The organism is Methylomonas sp. EFPC3, from assembly GCF_029643245.1.
In the GTDB taxonomy this organism is placed as follows: domain Bacteria; phylum Pseudomonadota; class Gammaproteobacteria; order Methylococcales; family Methylomonadaceae; genus Methylomonas; species Methylomonas koyamae_B.
In genome coordinates this window covers 1,423,837-1,439,907 of sequence record NZ_CP116398.1, presented here as the reverse complement: position 1 = coordinate 1,439,907, position 16,071 = coordinate 1,423,837, and the positions used below count along the sequence as shown (strand labels likewise).

At 57.7% G+C, this 16,071-nt stretch carries 14 protein-coding genes; 6 read left to right on the top strand and 8 right to left on the bottom strand.

Features of this window, described 5'->3' with window-relative positions; genetic code table 11:
- Positions 1-53: 53 nt before the first annotated feature.
- The 4 genes from PL263_RS06495 to lexA all read right to left on the bottom strand — a co-directional run bounded on the left by PL263_RS06495 (position 54) and on the right by lexA (position 5,868).
- Positions 54-3,170: an error-prone DNA polymerase gene (locus PL263_RS06495; RefSeq protein WP_278212219.1), complete on the bottom strand. Its 3,117-nt coding sequence runs from the start codon at positions 3,168-3,170 to the stop codon at positions 54-56.
- Positions 3,154-4,527: a DNA polymerase Y family protein gene (locus PL263_RS06490; protein WP_278212218.1), complete on the bottom strand. Its 1,374-nt coding sequence runs from the start codon at positions 4,525-4,527 to the stop codon at positions 3,154-3,156. Before PL263_RS06490 ends, PL263_RS06495 begins: the two co-directional genes overlap by 17 nt.
- A gap of 124 nt (positions 4,528-4,651) precedes the next feature.
- Positions 4,652-5,263 carry a translesion DNA synthesis-associated protein ImuA gene (gene imuA / locus PL263_RS06485; RefSeq protein ID WP_278212217.1) on the bottom strand — a complete coding sequence of 204 codons (612 nt, stop codon included), beginning with the start codon at positions 5,261-5,263 and terminating at the stop codon, positions 4,652-4,654.
- Positions 5,260-5,868: a transcriptional repressor LexA gene (lexA, locus tag PL263_RS06480; RefSeq protein WP_278212216.1), complete on the bottom strand. Its 609-nt coding sequence runs from the start codon at positions 5,866-5,868 to the stop codon at positions 5,260-5,262. Before lexA ends, imuA begins: the two co-directional genes overlap by 4 nt.
- Positions 5,869-6,109: 241 nt before the next feature.
- Here lexA and PL263_RS06475 point away from each other — a divergent pair, with 241 nt between their 5' ends.
- The 3 genes from PL263_RS06475 to PL263_RS06465 are packed head-to-tail and all read left to right on the top strand — an operon-like array spanning position 6,110 to position 9,906.
- Positions 6,110-7,660 carry an MBOAT family protein gene (locus PL263_RS06475; RefSeq protein ID WP_278212215.1) on the top strand — a complete coding sequence of 517 codons (1,551 nt, stop codon included), beginning with the start codon at positions 6,110-6,112 and terminating at the stop codon, positions 7,658-7,660.
- A 3-nt stretch (positions 7,661-7,663) separates the two neighbouring features.
- A complete protein-coding gene (locus PL263_RS06470; protein WP_278212214.1) occupies positions 7,664-8,914 on the top strand; it encodes a hypothetical protein in 1,251 nt (416 codons plus the stop codon).
- 5 nt (positions 8,915-8,919) lie between these two features.
- A complete protein-coding gene (locus PL263_RS06465; protein WP_278212213.1) occupies positions 8,920-9,906 on the top strand; it encodes an alpha/beta hydrolase in 987 nt (328 codons plus the stop codon).
- A 55-nt stretch (positions 9,907-9,961) separates the two neighbouring features.
- Here PL263_RS06465 and PL263_RS06460 read toward each other — a convergent pair whose 3' ends face one another.
- Complete coding sequence (locus tag PL263_RS06460; protein WP_278212212.1) at positions 9,962-10,771, bottom strand: response regulator; 810 nt, start codon at positions 10,769-10,771, stop codon at positions 9,962-9,964.
- 139 nt (positions 10,772-10,910) lie between these two features.
- On the opposite strand from PL263_RS06460, the gene PL263_RS06455 reads away from it, so the two are divergent.
- Positions 10,911-11,474 carry a DUF447 domain-containing protein gene (locus tag PL263_RS06455; RefSeq protein WP_278212211.1) on the top strand — a complete coding sequence of 188 codons (564 nt, stop codon included), beginning with the start codon at positions 10,911-10,913 and terminating at the stop codon, positions 11,472-11,474.
- The gene (locus PL263_RS06450; protein ID WP_278212210.1) at positions 11,471-12,169 is read left to right on the top strand and encodes a (5-formylfuran-3-yl)methyl phosphate synthase; all 699 of its coding nucleotides are present in this window, start codon (positions 11,471-11,473) and stop codon (positions 12,167-12,169) included. Before PL263_RS06455 ends, PL263_RS06450 begins: the two co-directional genes overlap by 4 nt.
- A 3-nt stretch (positions 12,170-12,172) precedes the next feature.
- Here the strand turns inward: PL263_RS06450 and PL263_RS06445 are convergent, their stop codons facing one another.
- The gene (locus PL263_RS06445; RefSeq protein WP_278212209.1) at positions 12,173-12,445 is read right to left on the bottom strand and encodes a hypothetical protein; all 273 of its coding nucleotides are present in this window, start codon (positions 12,443-12,445) and stop codon (positions 12,173-12,175) included.
- Positions 12,446-12,677: 232 nt separating this feature from the next.
- Here PL263_RS06445 and PL263_RS06440 point away from each other — a divergent pair, with 232 nt between their 5' ends.
- Positions 12,678-13,889 (top strand): methyl-accepting chemotaxis protein, encoded by a 1,212-nt coding sequence (locus tag PL263_RS06440; RefSeq protein ID WP_278212208.1) that lies wholly within the window; start codon positions 12,678-12,680, stop codon positions 13,887-13,889.
- A 120-nt stretch (positions 13,890-14,009) separates the two neighbouring features.
- On the opposite strand, the gene PL263_RS06435 is transcribed toward PL263_RS06440, so the two are convergent.
- On the bottom strand, positions 14,010-15,080 hold the full coding sequence (locus PL263_RS06435; protein WP_278212207.1) for a hydantoinase/oxoprolinase family protein: 1,071 nt from the start codon (positions 15,078-15,080) through the stop codon (positions 14,010-14,012).
- Positions 15,077-16,069, bottom strand: coding sequence for an ATP-grasp domain-containing protein (locus PL263_RS06430; protein WP_278212206.1), 993 nt, complete (start codon positions 16,067-16,069; stop codon positions 15,077-15,079). Before PL263_RS06430 ends, PL263_RS06435 begins: the two co-directional genes overlap by 4 nt.
- Positions 16,070-16,071: the final 2 nt, after the last annotated feature.

Genomic DNA, 16,071 nt, shown 5'->3' with positions numbered 1-16,071 from the left:
GGTATCAGAACGTTGAATGAAACCGTTTCCGATTGTAATGCACTTTGATGAACTCAAAGATAGGCTGTTGCCAGATCGCCTATCCAGCCACTCCAATCTTCCAGCTTGCCGGCCACCAAATGCAACACACCGTCTTCCTGCTGGATCGTGCCGGTCACCGACAGCAGGCGGGCTTTGAGTAAGGGTTTGCGCTGGGCCATTGCCGTGGCCGGCCAAACCACCAGATTGACTTGGCCGGTCTCGTCTTCCAGGGTTACGAACGTCACGCCGGACGCGGTCATCGGCCGTTGTCGGCAGATCACCAGGCCGGCGACCTGGGCGATGCTGCCGTTGCGGCGTTGCCATAGTGACGCCGCCGTCGTTACGCCCCAGCGGCGCAAGCGGGTCCGCAACAAGGCCAGCGGATGGCTGCGTAATGTCAGTCGGGTGCTGGCGTAATCGGCGGTGACGTCCTGGCCGAGGCTGGGCGGTTTCAACAGCGGCGTGGCTTCGGCAATGGCCGGTACGCCAAATACCGAGGTTGGCGGTTCGATGCCGCCGGCCGCCCAAAAGGCTTGGTGGCGGTTGCCGGCCAGGGCCTGCAAGGCATCGGCGGCAGCCAGAAATTCCAAATCCTGCCGCTTGAGGCCGGCGCGCGCCGCGAGATCGGCGACGTTGGCAAACCGGCCTTGCAGCCGGGCCTGGACGATGGCATTGGCAGTGGCTGGCGCCAGGCCTTTGACCTGGTTAAAGCCCAGCCGCAAGGCCGGCGCCACATCGGGTATCAATTCCAAGCTACATTCAAACACACTGGTCTGCACGTCCACCGGCCGTACCTCGACACCGTGGCGCCGGGCGTCCTGCACCAGTTGCGACGGGCCGTAAAAGCCCATCGGCTGGCTGTTCAGCAGTGCGCAACAAAACGCCGCCGGATGGCGGCATTTCAACCAGGCCGAGACATAAGCCAGCAAGGCAAAGCTGGCGGAATGCGATTCCGGGAAGCCGTAGTCGCCGAAACCTTTGATTTGCTGAAATATGCGCTGGGCAAACTCGGCGCTGTAGCCGCGTGCGCGCATGCCTTCCAACAGTTTGCGCTCAAACGGCTCCAAACCGCCCTTGCGTTTCCAGGCCGCCATCGCCCGCCGCAACTGGTCGGCTTCGTCGGCGCTAAAGCCGGCTGCTACCATGGATAGTTGCATCACTTGTTCCTGAAAAATCGGGATACCCAGGGTACGTTCCAGCACCGCTTTCACTTCCGGACTGGGATAAACGACCGGTTCCAGCCCCTGGCGCCGGGCCAGATAGGGATGCACCATTTCGCCCTGAATCGGCCCGGGCCGGACGATGGCGATTTCGATGACCAGATCGTAAAAATTCGCCGGTTGCAAACGCGGCAGCATCGTCATTTGGGCCCGCGATTCGACTTGGAATACGCCGATGCTGTCGGCTTGTTGCAGCATGCGGTAAACCGCCGGGTCTTCGGCCGGGATGTCGGCCAAGGTCCAGGCTGCGCCGGTTTGCGAACCGGGCGGACGACTATAGTGGTCCAGATAACTCAGGGCACGGCGGATTGCGCTGAGCATGCCCAGCGCCAGAATGTCGACTTTCAGTAGCCCCATCGCTTCCAGGTCGTCCTTTTCCCACTGAATCACGGTGCGGTCGGCCATGCTGGCGTTTTCCACCGGCACCAGCCGCGACAGGTCGTCGCGGGCGATGACGAAGCCGCCGACGTGTTGCGACAAATGCCGCGGAAAGCCTTTGATTTGTTCGACCAGGGCAAGCAAACGTTGCACGGTCGGGCTGGTGGGATCGAAGCCGCATTCTTGCAACGCTTCCGGCATCAATTTATAGCCGTCCCAGCGGTCCACCGTGCCGGCCAGGCGTTCGATCTGCGCTGCATTCAAACCCAGAGCCTTGCCGACGTCGCGCACCGCGCTGCGAGAGCGGTAAGTAATCACCGTCGCTGCCAGCGCCGCGCGGTGGCGGCCGTATTTTTGGTAGATGTATTGAATGACTTGCTCGCGGCGCTCGTGTTCGAAATCGACGTCGATATCCGGCGGCTCGTTGCGCTCCCGCGACAGAAATCGCTCGAATAACAAATTCATCCGGCTAGGGTCGACCTCGGTAATCCCCAGGCAAAAACACACGGCCGAATTGGCGGCCGAACCGCGGCCCTGGCAGAGGATGCCTTGCTCGCGGGCGAAGCGGACGATGTCGTGCACGGTCAAAAAATAAGGCTCGTAAGCCAGATCGGCGATCAGCGCCAATTCGTGTTCGATTTGCTGGCGGACTTTGTTGGGTTCGCCAGTCGGCCAACGTTTGCGAATCCCTGTCTCGGTCAAATGCCGCAGCCAGGTTGCCGGCGTATAACCGTTCGGTACCAGTTCGCGCGGATATTCGTAGCGCAATTCGCTCAGCGAGAACTTACAACGTGCAGAGATTGCCAACGATTGTTGCAGCCATTCTTCCGGATACAGTTGGGCCAGCCGGGGCAGGGAGCGCAGATGCCGCTCGCCATTGGCGAACAAGGCGTAACCTAAGTCCGGCAGTGACCGGCCGAGGCGGATCGCGGTCAAGGTGTCCTGCAACGCTTGCCGCGAGCGGCGATGCATATGCACGTCGTTGCAAGCCACGACCGGGATGCCGACGTTGTTCGCCAATTGCCGGCATTCGGCCAGCCAGACCTCATCGTTGCCGGTCAGGAAACGGCCGGCGCCCAGCCATAGGTCGCTGCCGAACAGCTGCTGCAGCCAAGCGCCGTCGGCCGCCGGAGAACCGGTGCCGGGCAGCCAGATCGCCAGACAACCATGTGGTAAATGAGCAGCGAGATCGGCCCGGCTCAAGCGATAGCGGCCTTTATCGGCCTGGCGCCGGGCCAGCGTAATTAATGCCGACAGGTTGCCGTAACTATCGCGGTCGGTGGCGAGCAGCAATAGCTTCAAACCGTCGTCCAGACGGAATTCGCTGCCGACGATCAACTGGATGTTGTGTTTGAGTGCGGCCAGATGGGCGCGCACTACGCCGGCCAGCGAGCATTCGTCGGTCAGTGCTAATGCTTGGTAGCCCAGCGCGGCGGCGGTTGCGACCAGTTCTTCCTGGTGCGAGGCGCCACGCAGAAAACTGAAATTGGATAAACAATGCAGTTCGGCGAAGCCGATGGCCGCCGCGTTGCCGTCAGCCGAACAAGCCATGCAGATACCAGCCCCGGTTGCCGGCGAGTTCGCGAAACAGCCATAGTTTGCGGCCCAGACGGTCCTGGCCGATAAAGTAGTCGCGGCGTAGCGCTTGATTGTCCCACCAGCCGGATTCGATGCGTTCGGCCGGCGACAGTAGCGTGAAACTGTCGGCAGATAACGGTTCGGGCGCGTCAAGCAGCCAAAGCGGGCGGGGCGATGCCACGGTCAGCATTGCCGTTTGGGTTGTATCGTGATGGTGCGCGCGTTCCGGCCGGTGGTCGGCGGCGACGGCGAAGCGTTGTAAGGCATGGTGGCCGAGCCGGTTCTGCACTTGGTCCAGCATCGCTTGCCAGTCGCTGTTGGCTTCCGTGGCCTGCTCTTCAGCGAACAGCGAACTGATGGCCGGCTGACATTGGGCGATTTCGCTACAGAGTAGCTCGACGCCGAGGACCGGCGCCGGTAGCGGGCTGCGCTCCAGTTTTTCCCGCAGCAAGGCCAGACAATGGCCGGCATCGCGGTTGCCGTGGCGAAAACGTAATTCCAGCCGGGTCGACGGCCGGCGGTGGTGGTGCAGGTCTAGCGCTACCGCCAGCGCCACCGCGTCGCGCTGTCTCAGGAATTCCTCCCAAGCCTCGACCAATTGTGCGATGGCCGGGAAAAAATGGTCCAGCCGGGTCAAATCGATCGGCAATTCCCGGCGAGCGGCAAAGGCCGGTGGCCTGTGAAAGGCGTTGAGAACCGTGGGTTGAAGGCCGAGCAAGCTATCCAGGCGTTGCAATAAACCGTTGCCGTAACGCCGGGCCAGGCCGTCGCGCGGTAAGCGCCACAGGTCGACCAAGCGGCGGATGCCGGCATTGCCCAGGCGGGCCAAGGTTTTGCCCTCCAATCCCAAGGCTGCGATCGGCAACGGACCCAAGGCAGAACGCAGTTGGGCGGGCTCCGTAATTTGCATTTCCAAACCCAGGCCGGCCAACAATTCCGCAGCGGCGGCGGTTGGCGCAATCGCTATGGCTGGGGTGTGGCCGGCCGCCAGACAAGCATCCCGTAGTTGTTGCCTGAAACGGTCGGTGCCGCCGAACAAAGTTAGACAACTGCCGATTTCGAGTAGCTGGCAATCGGGCCGGTCCAGGCTGACCCAGGGGCTGAAATGTAAGCCGATGTTGGCCAGTCGTTTGAGTGCCGCCTTTTCGGCCGCCGGGTCACGCGGCAGCAGAGTCAGTGTCGGGCATAAGGCTTGGGCGGCGTTTTGGCTCATACCCGGTTCCACGCCGGTCTGGCGCGCTGCCGCCGAAACGGCGTAAAGGCCAGGCCGGCCGTTGAGGGTGGCAATGGCGGCGACCGCTTGCGTGGTATCGATTTTGAGTGCTTCCAAAGCTAATTTCGGGAAATGTGCGCATAGCCAAAGCTTGGCTGGCGTAGCCGGGGCTTTGGCAATAGTTGTCGAATGCGGTAGCGATTGCGGCGAGCGGGCAAGGGCGGTGGCAGCCATCGGCGGTTCAAAACCTTATGCTTAGCCTGCTGCGGCGCAAGCTGCCGCGGGCCTTGATGATGTTTAAATTCAGACCAGTTGTGCTTGGACATACACCGATGCGTAATGTAGCGCCGGGGTAGCTTTGGTCGGGCAGCACGAACAGGATGGCCAAGGCCGAGCCGGTTTCCGCAGCCAATTGCAGCCGGCGGATTTGCCGGCCGTCGAGCCGGCGCGGCCACAGTAAGGCCATGCCGCAGCCGCCGCTGCGTAGCAGTTTTTCCGCACTCCATGGCATATCGTCCGCGGTATCGACGTTGACGGCCAGCAGTTGCGGCAAGGCCAAGCCAGCCTGGAGTAGGCCCGGTGCATAAGGTTGATAGGGCGGCGCAATCCAGACGATGTGGCGCCCGGCCCGGCTCAAGTCGGCCATCGCCGGCAACAGCAGACGCAATTCGCCGCAGCCCACGGCAGGGATGGCGATTTCCGCTAGCGTACCCAGCGGCCAACCGCCGCCGGGCAATACCGCATCCAGTTCCGGAAAACCGCTGCCAACCACAGGCCAGGCGGCGTGGTCGCTGTGCAGGCCGCGCCAGATCCCGGCCCGGCTGCGTAGCAACTCTTCCAAGGCCTGATTCATAAAGGTTCCCGGCGAATCACGCCGACCACGATGCCTTCGATGGTTAATGTCTCCTGGCGTAAATCGATGCGGAGGGTTTTGAAATCCGGATTGGCCGGTTCCAGATACGCGATATCGCCGTCCAGCTGCAGCCGTTTCACGGTGGCCTCGTCGCCTATCCGCGCTATCACCAGTTGCCCGCTACGCGCATCGGGCCGACGTTGCACGGCCAGCAAGTCGCCGTCCAGGATGCCGGCATCGCGCATGCTCAGGCCGTGTACCCGCAATAAATAATCGGCCCGCTGCTGGAATAGTTCGGGGCCGAGCTGGCAATAGCCTTCGATATGTTGTTCGGCCAGGATCGGCTGGCCGGCCGCGACCCGGCCGATCAGCGGTAAGCCTGGATCGGTGCCGGGTTTTAGCAGGCGAATGCCGCGCGAGGCGCCCGGCGTCAGTTGAATCGCGCCTTTCTTGGCCAGTGCCTGCAAGTGGCCGCGAATAGCGTTGCCGGACCCCATGCCAAAAGCCGCGGTGATTTCGGCGATGGTCGGCGGAAAGCCTTCCCGAACCAAGGTTTGCTCGATGAAGTCCAGAATTTGCTGCTGGCGGTGGGTGAGGGGTTTCATGCTGCTTTTATAAATACTGTTTTTATGAGCAGTATATTTCGATTGGGAAAGGGATTCAAGCGAAACCCAAGCTAGCATGACGTAGCCCCCCAAGTAGGTTTATTAGGCCATATAATATTTTAAATCAATCGTTTAGAAAGATGGTGCCGGTTGGGTGCTTGTATAGTTTGGCATTTAGTGTAGTTTTTAGGCGTCGATCATTTTATAAACCCGCGCTAACCCAGGACAAAAGCCTGAATTTATGCTTTTCAACTCCTACACCTTCATCCTGGCTTTTTTGCCGATAACATTAGGCCTGTTTTTTTTCTTGGGCCGTTATGCCGGCCGGAGAGTGGCGATTAGCTGGCTGGTTGCCGCCTCGCTATTTTTTTATGGCTGGTGGAATCCGGCTTACCTGGGCCTGATTATCGCGTCGATCTTTTTCAATTATGCCATCGGCACGCTGCTGGGCGACGAGCGCCGCGCTCTATCTACCCGGCAGCGAATCTTTGCCCTGGCCGTTTCGGCCAATCTGGCGGTACTGGGTTATTACAAATACGCCAATTTTTTTCTGGAAAACCTCAATGCGGCCCTGGGTACCGGCTACGCGCACGCCGAAATCATTTTGCCGCTGGGTATTTCATTTTTTACCTTCACGCAGATTGCCTTTTTGGTCGACGCCTACCGCGGTGAGGTGAGGGAATACAATTTTCTGCACTATGCGCTGTTCGTAACCTACTTCCCGCACCTGATTGCCGGCCCGGTCTTGCATCACCGGGAAATGATGCCCCAGTTTGGCAGAAGCAGCATATTTCGCTTCGATTCGCTGAATTTTGCCGCCGGCTTGAGTTATTTTGTCCTGGGCTTATTCAAAAAGGTGGTGATCGCTGACAGTCTCGCCGGTTTGGGTGCGCCGATATTTGCCGCTGCAGCCAAAGGCCAGCAATTGATGCATTTAGATGCCTGGGGCGGGGCTTTGTCTTATACCTTTCAACTCTATTTCGATTTTTCGGGCTATTCGGATATGGCTATCGGCTTGGCGTTGATGATGGGGGTGCGGCTGCCGTTGAATTTCAATTCACCGTATAAAGCCGTCAATATCATCGAATTCTGGCGGCGTTGGCATATGACGCTGTCGCGCTTTTTACGCGACTATCTGTACATTGCGCTCGGCGGAAACAAAAAGGGTCCGCTTCGCCGCTACGCCAACCTGTTGATTACCATGTTACTTGGCGGACTGTGGCATGGCGCCGGCTGGACTTTTATCATCTGGGGGGCTCTGCACGGCTGCTACCTGATCGTCAATCACGGTTGGCACGCCGTGCGCCGTTCTCTGGGGCACGATCTGGCATCGTCAAGCCGATTGGGTCGGGTATCGGGCAATTTGCTGACATTCCTGGCTGTGGTCGTCGGCTGGGTGTATTTCCGCGCCAACGATGTCGATACCGCGCATCGGATTTTAGCCGGCATGCTAGCGTTGCCGCAGCTTCAACTGTCGCCGTTTTATTCGGCCGTGGTGCAACAGTCGGCGTTGGGAGCCTGGGTGGCCGTTACCGGTGTTAGCGTCAGTGCGGAAGCCATTTTGCTGGCGGTATTATCGGTTGCGGTGAGCATTACTTTTCTCGCACCGAATACCCAGCAAATCATGGGGCGCTTTTATTTAGCGCCGCGCGGAGCGGAGGAGTCGGCTGTTTTAATCGATAACGGGATCTGGTCGCCAAACCTGCGCTGGGCCGGTCTGATCGGTTTGGCCTCGGTTTGGGCCTTGCTGGGCCTGACCCAAATCAGCGAATTTTTGTATTTCCAGTTTTAACCGATGACTATCACGAAACAAGCGAACAAGTATCTGTTGTGCTGGGCGAGTTGCGTCTTGGGAGCCCTGGCGCTGATTGCCTGGTTGAATTGGTTTATTAATCCCTTCAGCATTTTCGACGCGCCCGCCGTCGCCGGCATTAACGCCAATAAACCCAACTATGTGGCCCACCTGCGGTTGACGCACCCCTACCGGATCGAGAACCTGCAGCCGGAATGTACTATTTTCGGTACTTCGCGGGCCGGACGCGGCTTGGCGCCCGATCAGCCGGCGTTGGCCGGTTTGGGCTGTTACAACGTGGCCGTGCCGTCGGTAAGCATGTACGAGATCAGACGTTACTTTCAACATGTACAAGCGATCAAGCCGCAGAAATTGGTGATTTTGTCTCTCGATTTAAGGGTGTTTCATCCTGAACCGGATACCAGTGGCGCTTTTTCCGAATCACGTTTAGCGGTAACCGCCGATGGTCAAAACCAATTCAATTTATTTTCGGCCAAACTACCGGATTTAGCCTCATCGCTGCTTTCGGTATCCGGGTTACAAGCCAGTTTGAGTACGGTGCGCAAGCAGTCCTGGGGCAAAGACACCTTGGCTGCCAACGGTTTCTGGCAACCCTTGACCGACGATTTTGACCATATCAAAACTTTTCGGTTTTACACGCGTAGCTATGTGCAGCAGTTTAAGGAAATGCAGCAAAACATCGACGGTTTTCGCAAAAGCCTGGACGATTTTCGCCAACTACTCAGGCAAGCGTATGCCGAAGGCGTTGAGGTCAAGTTGATTATCCACCCGGCTCACGCTTGGTATTGGCAAACGTTATGGTTGTCGGATTTGTGGCCGCGTTTCGAGGCGATGCAACAGGAAATTGTGAACATCAATGCCGAAGAGGCGCTACGTGCCGGTCGCCAGCCGAATCAAATATGGGATTTCAGCGGCAGTTACGGGCCGGCCTTGGAAGCAGTGCCTGCCCAGCCAAGTCAACTGATGCATTGGTTTTGGGAGCCGGCGCATTACAAGAAAACCTTGGGGTATTTAGTGATGGACAGAGCGATGGGTGCTCGACTTGACGATGCCGAATTCGCCGATTTCGGCGCCCGTCTGGACAGCGGCGGTCTGCCAGAGTATCAGGCTAAATTACGCCGCTTGCAGGAGTCTTACGCGAGGAACTATCCCGCAGACGCTGCGGCGATTCAAACAATCGTTAATCAAGCGGCTACGGAAATGGACCGTACTGCGGCTAAAGTCGATCCTTGAGTGCCATGAAGCTGCGATTGATTCTAGCCCTGGCTTTGGTTGCCGCTTGCTCGTATGTGGCGGGGGCAAAGACCTATGCCACGGTCTACCAGTGGCTGCATGGAACTGGCGCCGACAAACCCTTTAAATGGCCGGACGGTTTTGACATTCGGGATATTCCAAGCAGCGTCGACGGCAAGTTGCAAAAAGCTTATTTTTACTCCGCGCCGACTAGCTCGAAGCGGCCTTTGCTGATCAGTTTGCATTATTGGGCGGGCAACTACGCCACGCCCGATGCCTTGGCGGTCTTAGCCAAACTGAACGATTGGAACTACATTCATCCCGACTTTCGCGGACCGGCGGTCGCTACTGAAAACTGTCTAAGCGACCAGGTCATTGCCGATTTGGAAGATGCGGTGAGCTTTGCCTTAACTAACGCAAATGTCGACTTGCAAAATATTTATGTGGTCGGTTTTTCCGGCGGGGCCTATACCGCATTGGGCTGGTACTCCAGAACCCGACATCCGGTCAAGGCTTGGCTGGCCTGGGCGCCGATTACCGATTTGGCCGAATGGCAGTTGCAAACCAAACATAGCGGCAGTGCCGATTTAAGCGATTATGTGCTGGCTTGCACCGGCAGCGGCGCGGCAATCGATGCCGGCGCGGCGCGGGCACGCTCTCCCTTGTACTGGCCCTTACCAACGAGTCCCCGGGGGCGGGTCGAACTGTATGCCGGGATTAAGGATGGTCACAAGGGAACCGTGCCGATTGCGCACTCGCTTGCTTACTTCAATCGTCTGGTCGATCTATATGCCAAACCCGAAGCCGCCGTCGAGTCCAGTCTGGCGATGCGCTTGTTAACGCAAGGGGAAGCTGCGGGCTCAACGCGTATCGGCGACAGAGTCGTTTTTTTGCAGCGGGACGTCGGGTTTGCGTCTCTGACGGTCTACGATGGCGGTCACGAGTTGCTGGCCGACTACTGTTTCGACCGGCTGTTGCAGCTGGCGAGATGATTCGAGTATTGCGGCCTTAAGCTTGGTTCAGCTCCAAAACGGCGATATCGGGCGCTTAATCTTCCGGTTCCAATACCCGGTACAACATTTCCTTGACCGTCTGTGGATTGAACGGTTTGTCGCAGATGCCGGAGACTCCGGCCTTATGCACGTTGGCCAACCGGGTTTCGTTGTCTTCGCTGGTGACCATCAGAATAGGGATGATCGAGTTGCCCAGATCCTGGCGGATCGCGCGGATTAATTGCTGACCATCCATGATCGGCATGTTGTAGTCGGTCACGATCAAGTCGAAGGCGTTTTGATTTAAGCTGAACAGATCCAGCCCCGCCTTGCCGTCATGCGCTTCGGTGATTTTCTCGATCCCCATATTGTTCAGTACCCGGCTGATATGTTTCCGGGCCAGTTTACTGTCGTCCACCACCAAAACTCTCACGTTCTCGATATCGTAATGTTCCAGACTGATCTCTTGCGGGTCAATGAATTCGATGGTGGAACGGAGCGCGTGTTTCAAGTCTTCGTGGGCGAAGGGCTTGGGCAATATCGCCACGACGCCGGCCTGACGGATGTTATCCAGTACGTCGAAGCTGGATTCGCTGGAAATCAGCATGAACGGGATATGGTTCAGCACTTCGTCTTCCCTGAGTTGCTCGATCAACTCCGTTGCCATCATGTCCGGCAAATACAGGCTGCTGATAATCAAATCCGGTTGATGGCTATGCAAACTTTCCATCGCCGCCGCGCCGGTCGAGACGCCTTCGACCTTGGCGATACCTTCGCCGCGTAAGTGCTGCAGAATGACTTTAAGTTGCATCGGCGACGGTTCTATCAACAAAATCGACAGGTCGGCAATATGGATGGCATGCATAGGACGTTGCTCAGTTTTCTATCGGAAACGGTGGTTGCGGGCAAAAAAAACACCTGATCGCTGCCGGCAAGATTAAAATTATTGATTGTTCCGCCGGTTGTCCGGCGAAATTTACGACTCAGGATAGACCTAAACCCACATGATTCAAGAAACCTTGGTAACCACCGTCAATCCGCAAGGCGAGGTTCATATTGCCCCAATGGGCGTGCATATCGACGGCGATTGGCGCATTATTCTGCCGTTTCGTCCGTCCGCAACGTTGGAAAACCTCTTGTTGAGCAAAACGGCAGTCATCAATTTTTGCGACGACGTCCGAATTTTTGCCGGTTGTCTGAGCGGGCGCCGGGATTGGCCTTTATCACCGGCCGAGCGCGTGGCCGGTTTTTATCTGGCTGATAGCTTGGCGCACGCCGAACTGCAGCTGGTGCGGGTCGAAGACGATGAACTGCGACCTAAATTGTTTTGTAAGGTAACCCATACCGTTAATCACCGGCCGTTTCAAGGTTATAACCGGGCGCAGTACGCGGTACTGGAAGCCGCCATTCTGGTCAGCCGGCTCGATATGTTGCCGCCGGCAAAAATTCAGGCCGAGTTGGATTATTTACGGATCGGATTGGAAAAAACCGCAGGCGAAAAAGAACGCGAAGCCTGGGCCTGGTTAATGGACGTTATCGAAAAACATCAATCCGGAGCGCAGGCATGACCGGCATGTTAGCCAGTGTGAACAGCCTGGAGGAAGCCCGGTTGGTGCTGCAGGCGGCTGTCGATATCATCGACTTAAAACAACCGGAACAGGGCGCTTTGGGCGCCTTGCCGGTGGCAGCGGTGACAGAAATCGTCAATGCGCTTCCGCAGGCCCGGATCAGTGCGACGATAGGCGACTTGCCGATGCGACCCGAACAGATCCTGCCGGCGGTTCGGAACATGGCGGCCACGGGGGTTGATTACGTCAAAATCGGGTTTTTCCCGGACGGCGATTGGCTTGCCTGTGTCGATGCCTTGCAAGCGGTCGCTGCAGAGGATATAGCGTTGATTGCGGTGCTGTTTGCCGACACTCGCCCGGATTTCGGCATGATTGCGGAATTGCGCCGCGCCGGTTTTCGCGGCGTCATGCTGGATACGATGGACAAGCGCTGCGGCTCGTTGACCCAATTGCTGAGCGGCGCCGAATTGGACGCGTTCGTCGCTGCGGCGCGCGCGCAAGGAATGTTGACCGGCCTGGCGGGTTCTTTGCGTCTGGAAGATGTACCCGATTTGCTGGAGTTGGCGCCGGATTATCTGGGCTTTAGAGGGGCCTTATGCCAGGAACATCGCCGAACTGCGCAGCTGGATTTGGCGCGCATTCGCCGCATCCGCGCATCGTGGCCGGCGGAGGCTAACCGAGCGGTTCATGCCTGAGTTTTATTCCGGTGCATAAATCGCTGGTGGATGAATTGGGGTAGCTGCCGCGCTGCGGCGTTCGCAAGGCGTGTGGTCGGTTCCGGCGGCCCGGTTGCAATCGTCCAAGCGGTAGCGGTAGCAAATCGCGCACCGGTTTAGTCGGCGCTGGTAGCGGGCGTAGACCTGGATCAGCAGGCGGTCGAAGCGCTCGTGACCTTGGTTTTCGGTATGGCGTTTGATTAGCAGCAGGGCGTAGAGCCGACGCGCCTGATCGATCAGAGTATCGTTGTCCATGCTAGCCGCCTGCAGGGTCTGCGGGAAAAAATATCCATGACCGGTTAAGCGTAGCTCGGAACAGTGCGCTGCGATGCTCAGCCGGCTTGGTCTCATTGTCCTAGGTCTCACGTTTGAACGCAATCGCCGGTCGCGAATTTACGGACGGCATTCTCGAAACTGTAGTTGAGTTGAAGGCCGCTTAAATCTCTCTGCTATCCTAGCCGTATGTCCTAAATTCGTTGGCAATACCATGGCAAATTCATTCGGTCCTACGCTCAAATCAATCGATTCCGGCTTTGTTTACGGTTTGACGGTGGGCCTGGGATTGGCTGGCGGTTTATTGGCGGCCGTACTGGCGGAATTCAGTATGATTAGCGTGCTGGGCGGAGTGGCGTTACTGTTGGCCGGCGCCTTGGCGGGCTCGGCGTTGGTCAACAGGCAGCAAGCGGTTTTGCATGAACTGAACCGGACTTGGCGCGGCGATGAAGAAGCAAAGCTAAAAGATTTGGAAACCTACGTAGTCGAATTGGAGCGTATGTTCCTGCAGATAGTCCCGATCCTAGTGCGGCAAGTACAAACCTCGCGTACCCACACTGAGCAGGAAATCACGGTGTTGACAGATCGCTTTGCGGCGATGGTCAACCAATTGGAGCGATTGATCGCCGGCGGTCGCCAAAGTCGCCAAGATCGCGGCGTCGACGTATTGTTCGCCGAGACCCGCGAAGCCCTGACCACGGTGTTAAAAGTGTTGAGCCAAATTCAGGACGTCGAGCACGCGGTGGTCGACGAGGTCAGAAAGCTATCGACTCACACCAAGCAACTGGATTCGATGGCTCAGGAGGTGCGCAAGGTGGCGGAACAGATCAATTTGTTGGCTTTGAATGCCGCGATAGAAGCGGCCCGCGCTGGAGAAAACGGCCGCGGTTTTGCTGTCGTGGCCGACGAAGTGCGGAAATTGGCCGGTTTCTCGTCGGCTACGGGCGAAAAGATCAGTCGGGCGATCGAAGGTATCAATTTGGCAATGTCCTCCACCTTGAAAATGTCCGAGGCATCCGGGACTTCCGACGACAAAGCCATTCGCGACGCCGAGCTGGCGATTGGCAGAGCGCTCGACGATCTGCACAAAGCCTTGGAAATGTTCAAAGGCGACGCCGACAATTTGCGCAGTAACAGTGCGCAAATTCGCGACGAGATCTATAGCGTACTGACCGCATTTCAATTTCAGGACCGCGTCAGCCAGATGCTGACTCATGTCGAGCACAATCTGGCCAGTTTGCAGAGCGCTGTCGGCGGGATTCGGAACGTCGGGGTCCGCCATGCCGATAGCCTGAATGTCGGCGAGACCCTATCCCGGATGGAGCTGAGCTACACCATGCCTGAGGAATTGCTTAACCACACCGCTGCCTCGGCCGTCGGCCACCAGAGTTCTTCGAGTAATAGCGATGAAATAACCTTTTTCTAGAGTCTTGCGGCGCGGTCTGACCAAATGCGTCATGGCGGTTGCTATTCCTTTAGCGATGCGGCTTACCGTGTGTGAAATTGCGGCCTGAAGCTGCTTTGACAAATGACCGCTTGATGTCCATCACAACGGATTCGGATTCATTACGTGGCGCAGATGCGCCACCGCGGCGGCCGGTGCGCAATCGCCGGCATCGATTTCTGCGTCGTCGACCGCGCTCGGCAATAACTCGGTAAAATCCCGGTAAACCAAACCCCAGTCGGCGGCAAGCTGTTTTATCAGGAAACGGCCGACGCCGGCGCCCAGCAATACGCAACCTTGTGGTTGCTTAGCCGAATTCAGTATTTTGCGGCAGGCTTCGCCGAGTTTTTGTTGCTGGCTGTGTTTCAGATAGGCGGCAAATGCCAGCCAAAGCGGCCAGTCGGCGGCGTCGAATTCGTAACCGGTTAAACGCGACAGGCGCCGGGCGCTGGCCAATGCGGTTTTTTCGGCGCCGTCGGCGGTCTCAGACTGATCGTGGACAGCATTCAAGTCGCCGGTCAGCCGGTAGACATCGGCCATTGTGGCGAATAGTTCGGCCATCAGCCCCATTTGCCGGCCATTGAACTCGGCCTGCTGGGCAACCGCCATCACCGGCGTTCTGACCACGCCGGTATAGACTAACTCTCCCGATACCAAGCGCTGGTAATCGGTAAAGCCTTGTATCCGGGGCTGCGATCGTTCGATCAGCACAATATCGGTGGTCGTGCTGCCGATATCGACAAACAGCGCATCCGGTATCTGTTTGGCGGCCAGCATAACGCTTGCCAGCCAATTGGCGGACGCGATGTCCATGCAATCTGCCGAGCTTACCCGGCCAGCCGGCACAAAACCGCGTAAACCGGCAAAGACGTCGATATTTTCTGCGCCGTAATGGCGACACATCGCGTCGACAATTGCTGCGACGCCCTGTTCCCGGCCGCTAAAGCAGTCCACCAGTTCGCCGGTCATCGTCAGCGCGTGGCGGCAGCCGCGCAAATCCAGGTCGGCAGTCAATTCGGCGACGGCGTCATGCAAGTAATCAAGACCTTTCCACAGCGGGCAAGCGGCTTGGCCGACTCCGACGATTTCACCGCCAGCATTCAGCAAAGCCAATTTCAGGTGGGCGCCGCCGACATCCCAACCGGCTATCCGAGAGGCTGGTGCTGATCTCATATCGCAACCTCTACGCATTGTTGTCGGGTTGGGACCAAGGACGGTGTATCGTCCCGTAGCCTTAACACTTGTGCCGCCACGTTAATGCCTGTGGCCCGACCTATGCCGACATAAGAGCTGGTCAGGCGCGGATTGATTTCGAGTACCTGGGCCCCGGATTCGGCGGTTTCGATCAAATCGATACCAGCATACCCCCATAAGCCGGGTAAGGCCGCCGCGATCCGGTCGACCAAGTTGCGATAATGCTCGCTGCATTCGTTGTCGATATTGACCAAACAGCCGCGTAAATGGAATCGCTGTTGTTCCAAGACGATTTGTTGTTGGTTGCAGGTCAAAAAATAGCCCTTACCGTTGTTGAATAAGGCCGACAGGCTGATGGCTCGGCCTTCGACGAGGGGTTGTACGACATAGCGTTGCGGTGCGTTTAAAGCTGCAAGTGCCGTTGGCAACGCTGTGGCGTCGGCAACCAATGTGTCCTGGCAACCGGCGCCGTCAGCGACTTTTATCACGACGCGTCCGGCGAAGTCCGGATATTGGTGGGCAGGGTAGGTCGCTACTGCCGGTATCGAGTGCGCTGCAAGATGACGGTATGTCGCTAATTTGTCGGCGCACAGCGTCAATGTCGCGGCGTCGGACAATAGGGTTTCGATACCGTTATTGCGGGCCAAATCGGCCAGGCTCTGCAGGATGCCGCCGGTTTCCGGGGCGATCGGCCAAAACAGGTCGGCTTGCCCCAGTAACTCGGGGAGCTGGATCATGATGTCCTGGCCGGCACCGATTCGGACCCATTCGGTTGTCTCCGAATCCATTTCCAACTCGCAGCGTTCGTCTAATGGAACGTTTATCCGTATTTGCGGAATACGCTTCAGTTCGTGCAACAAAGCCTGTAACATCATGCGGCCTTCCGCAAGCAAAGATGTCGGCAGAGCCTCGCCGGCCAGGCCGCCGCCGCTAATGTATTCGAATACCAGAATCGTCAGTTGTTTCACTC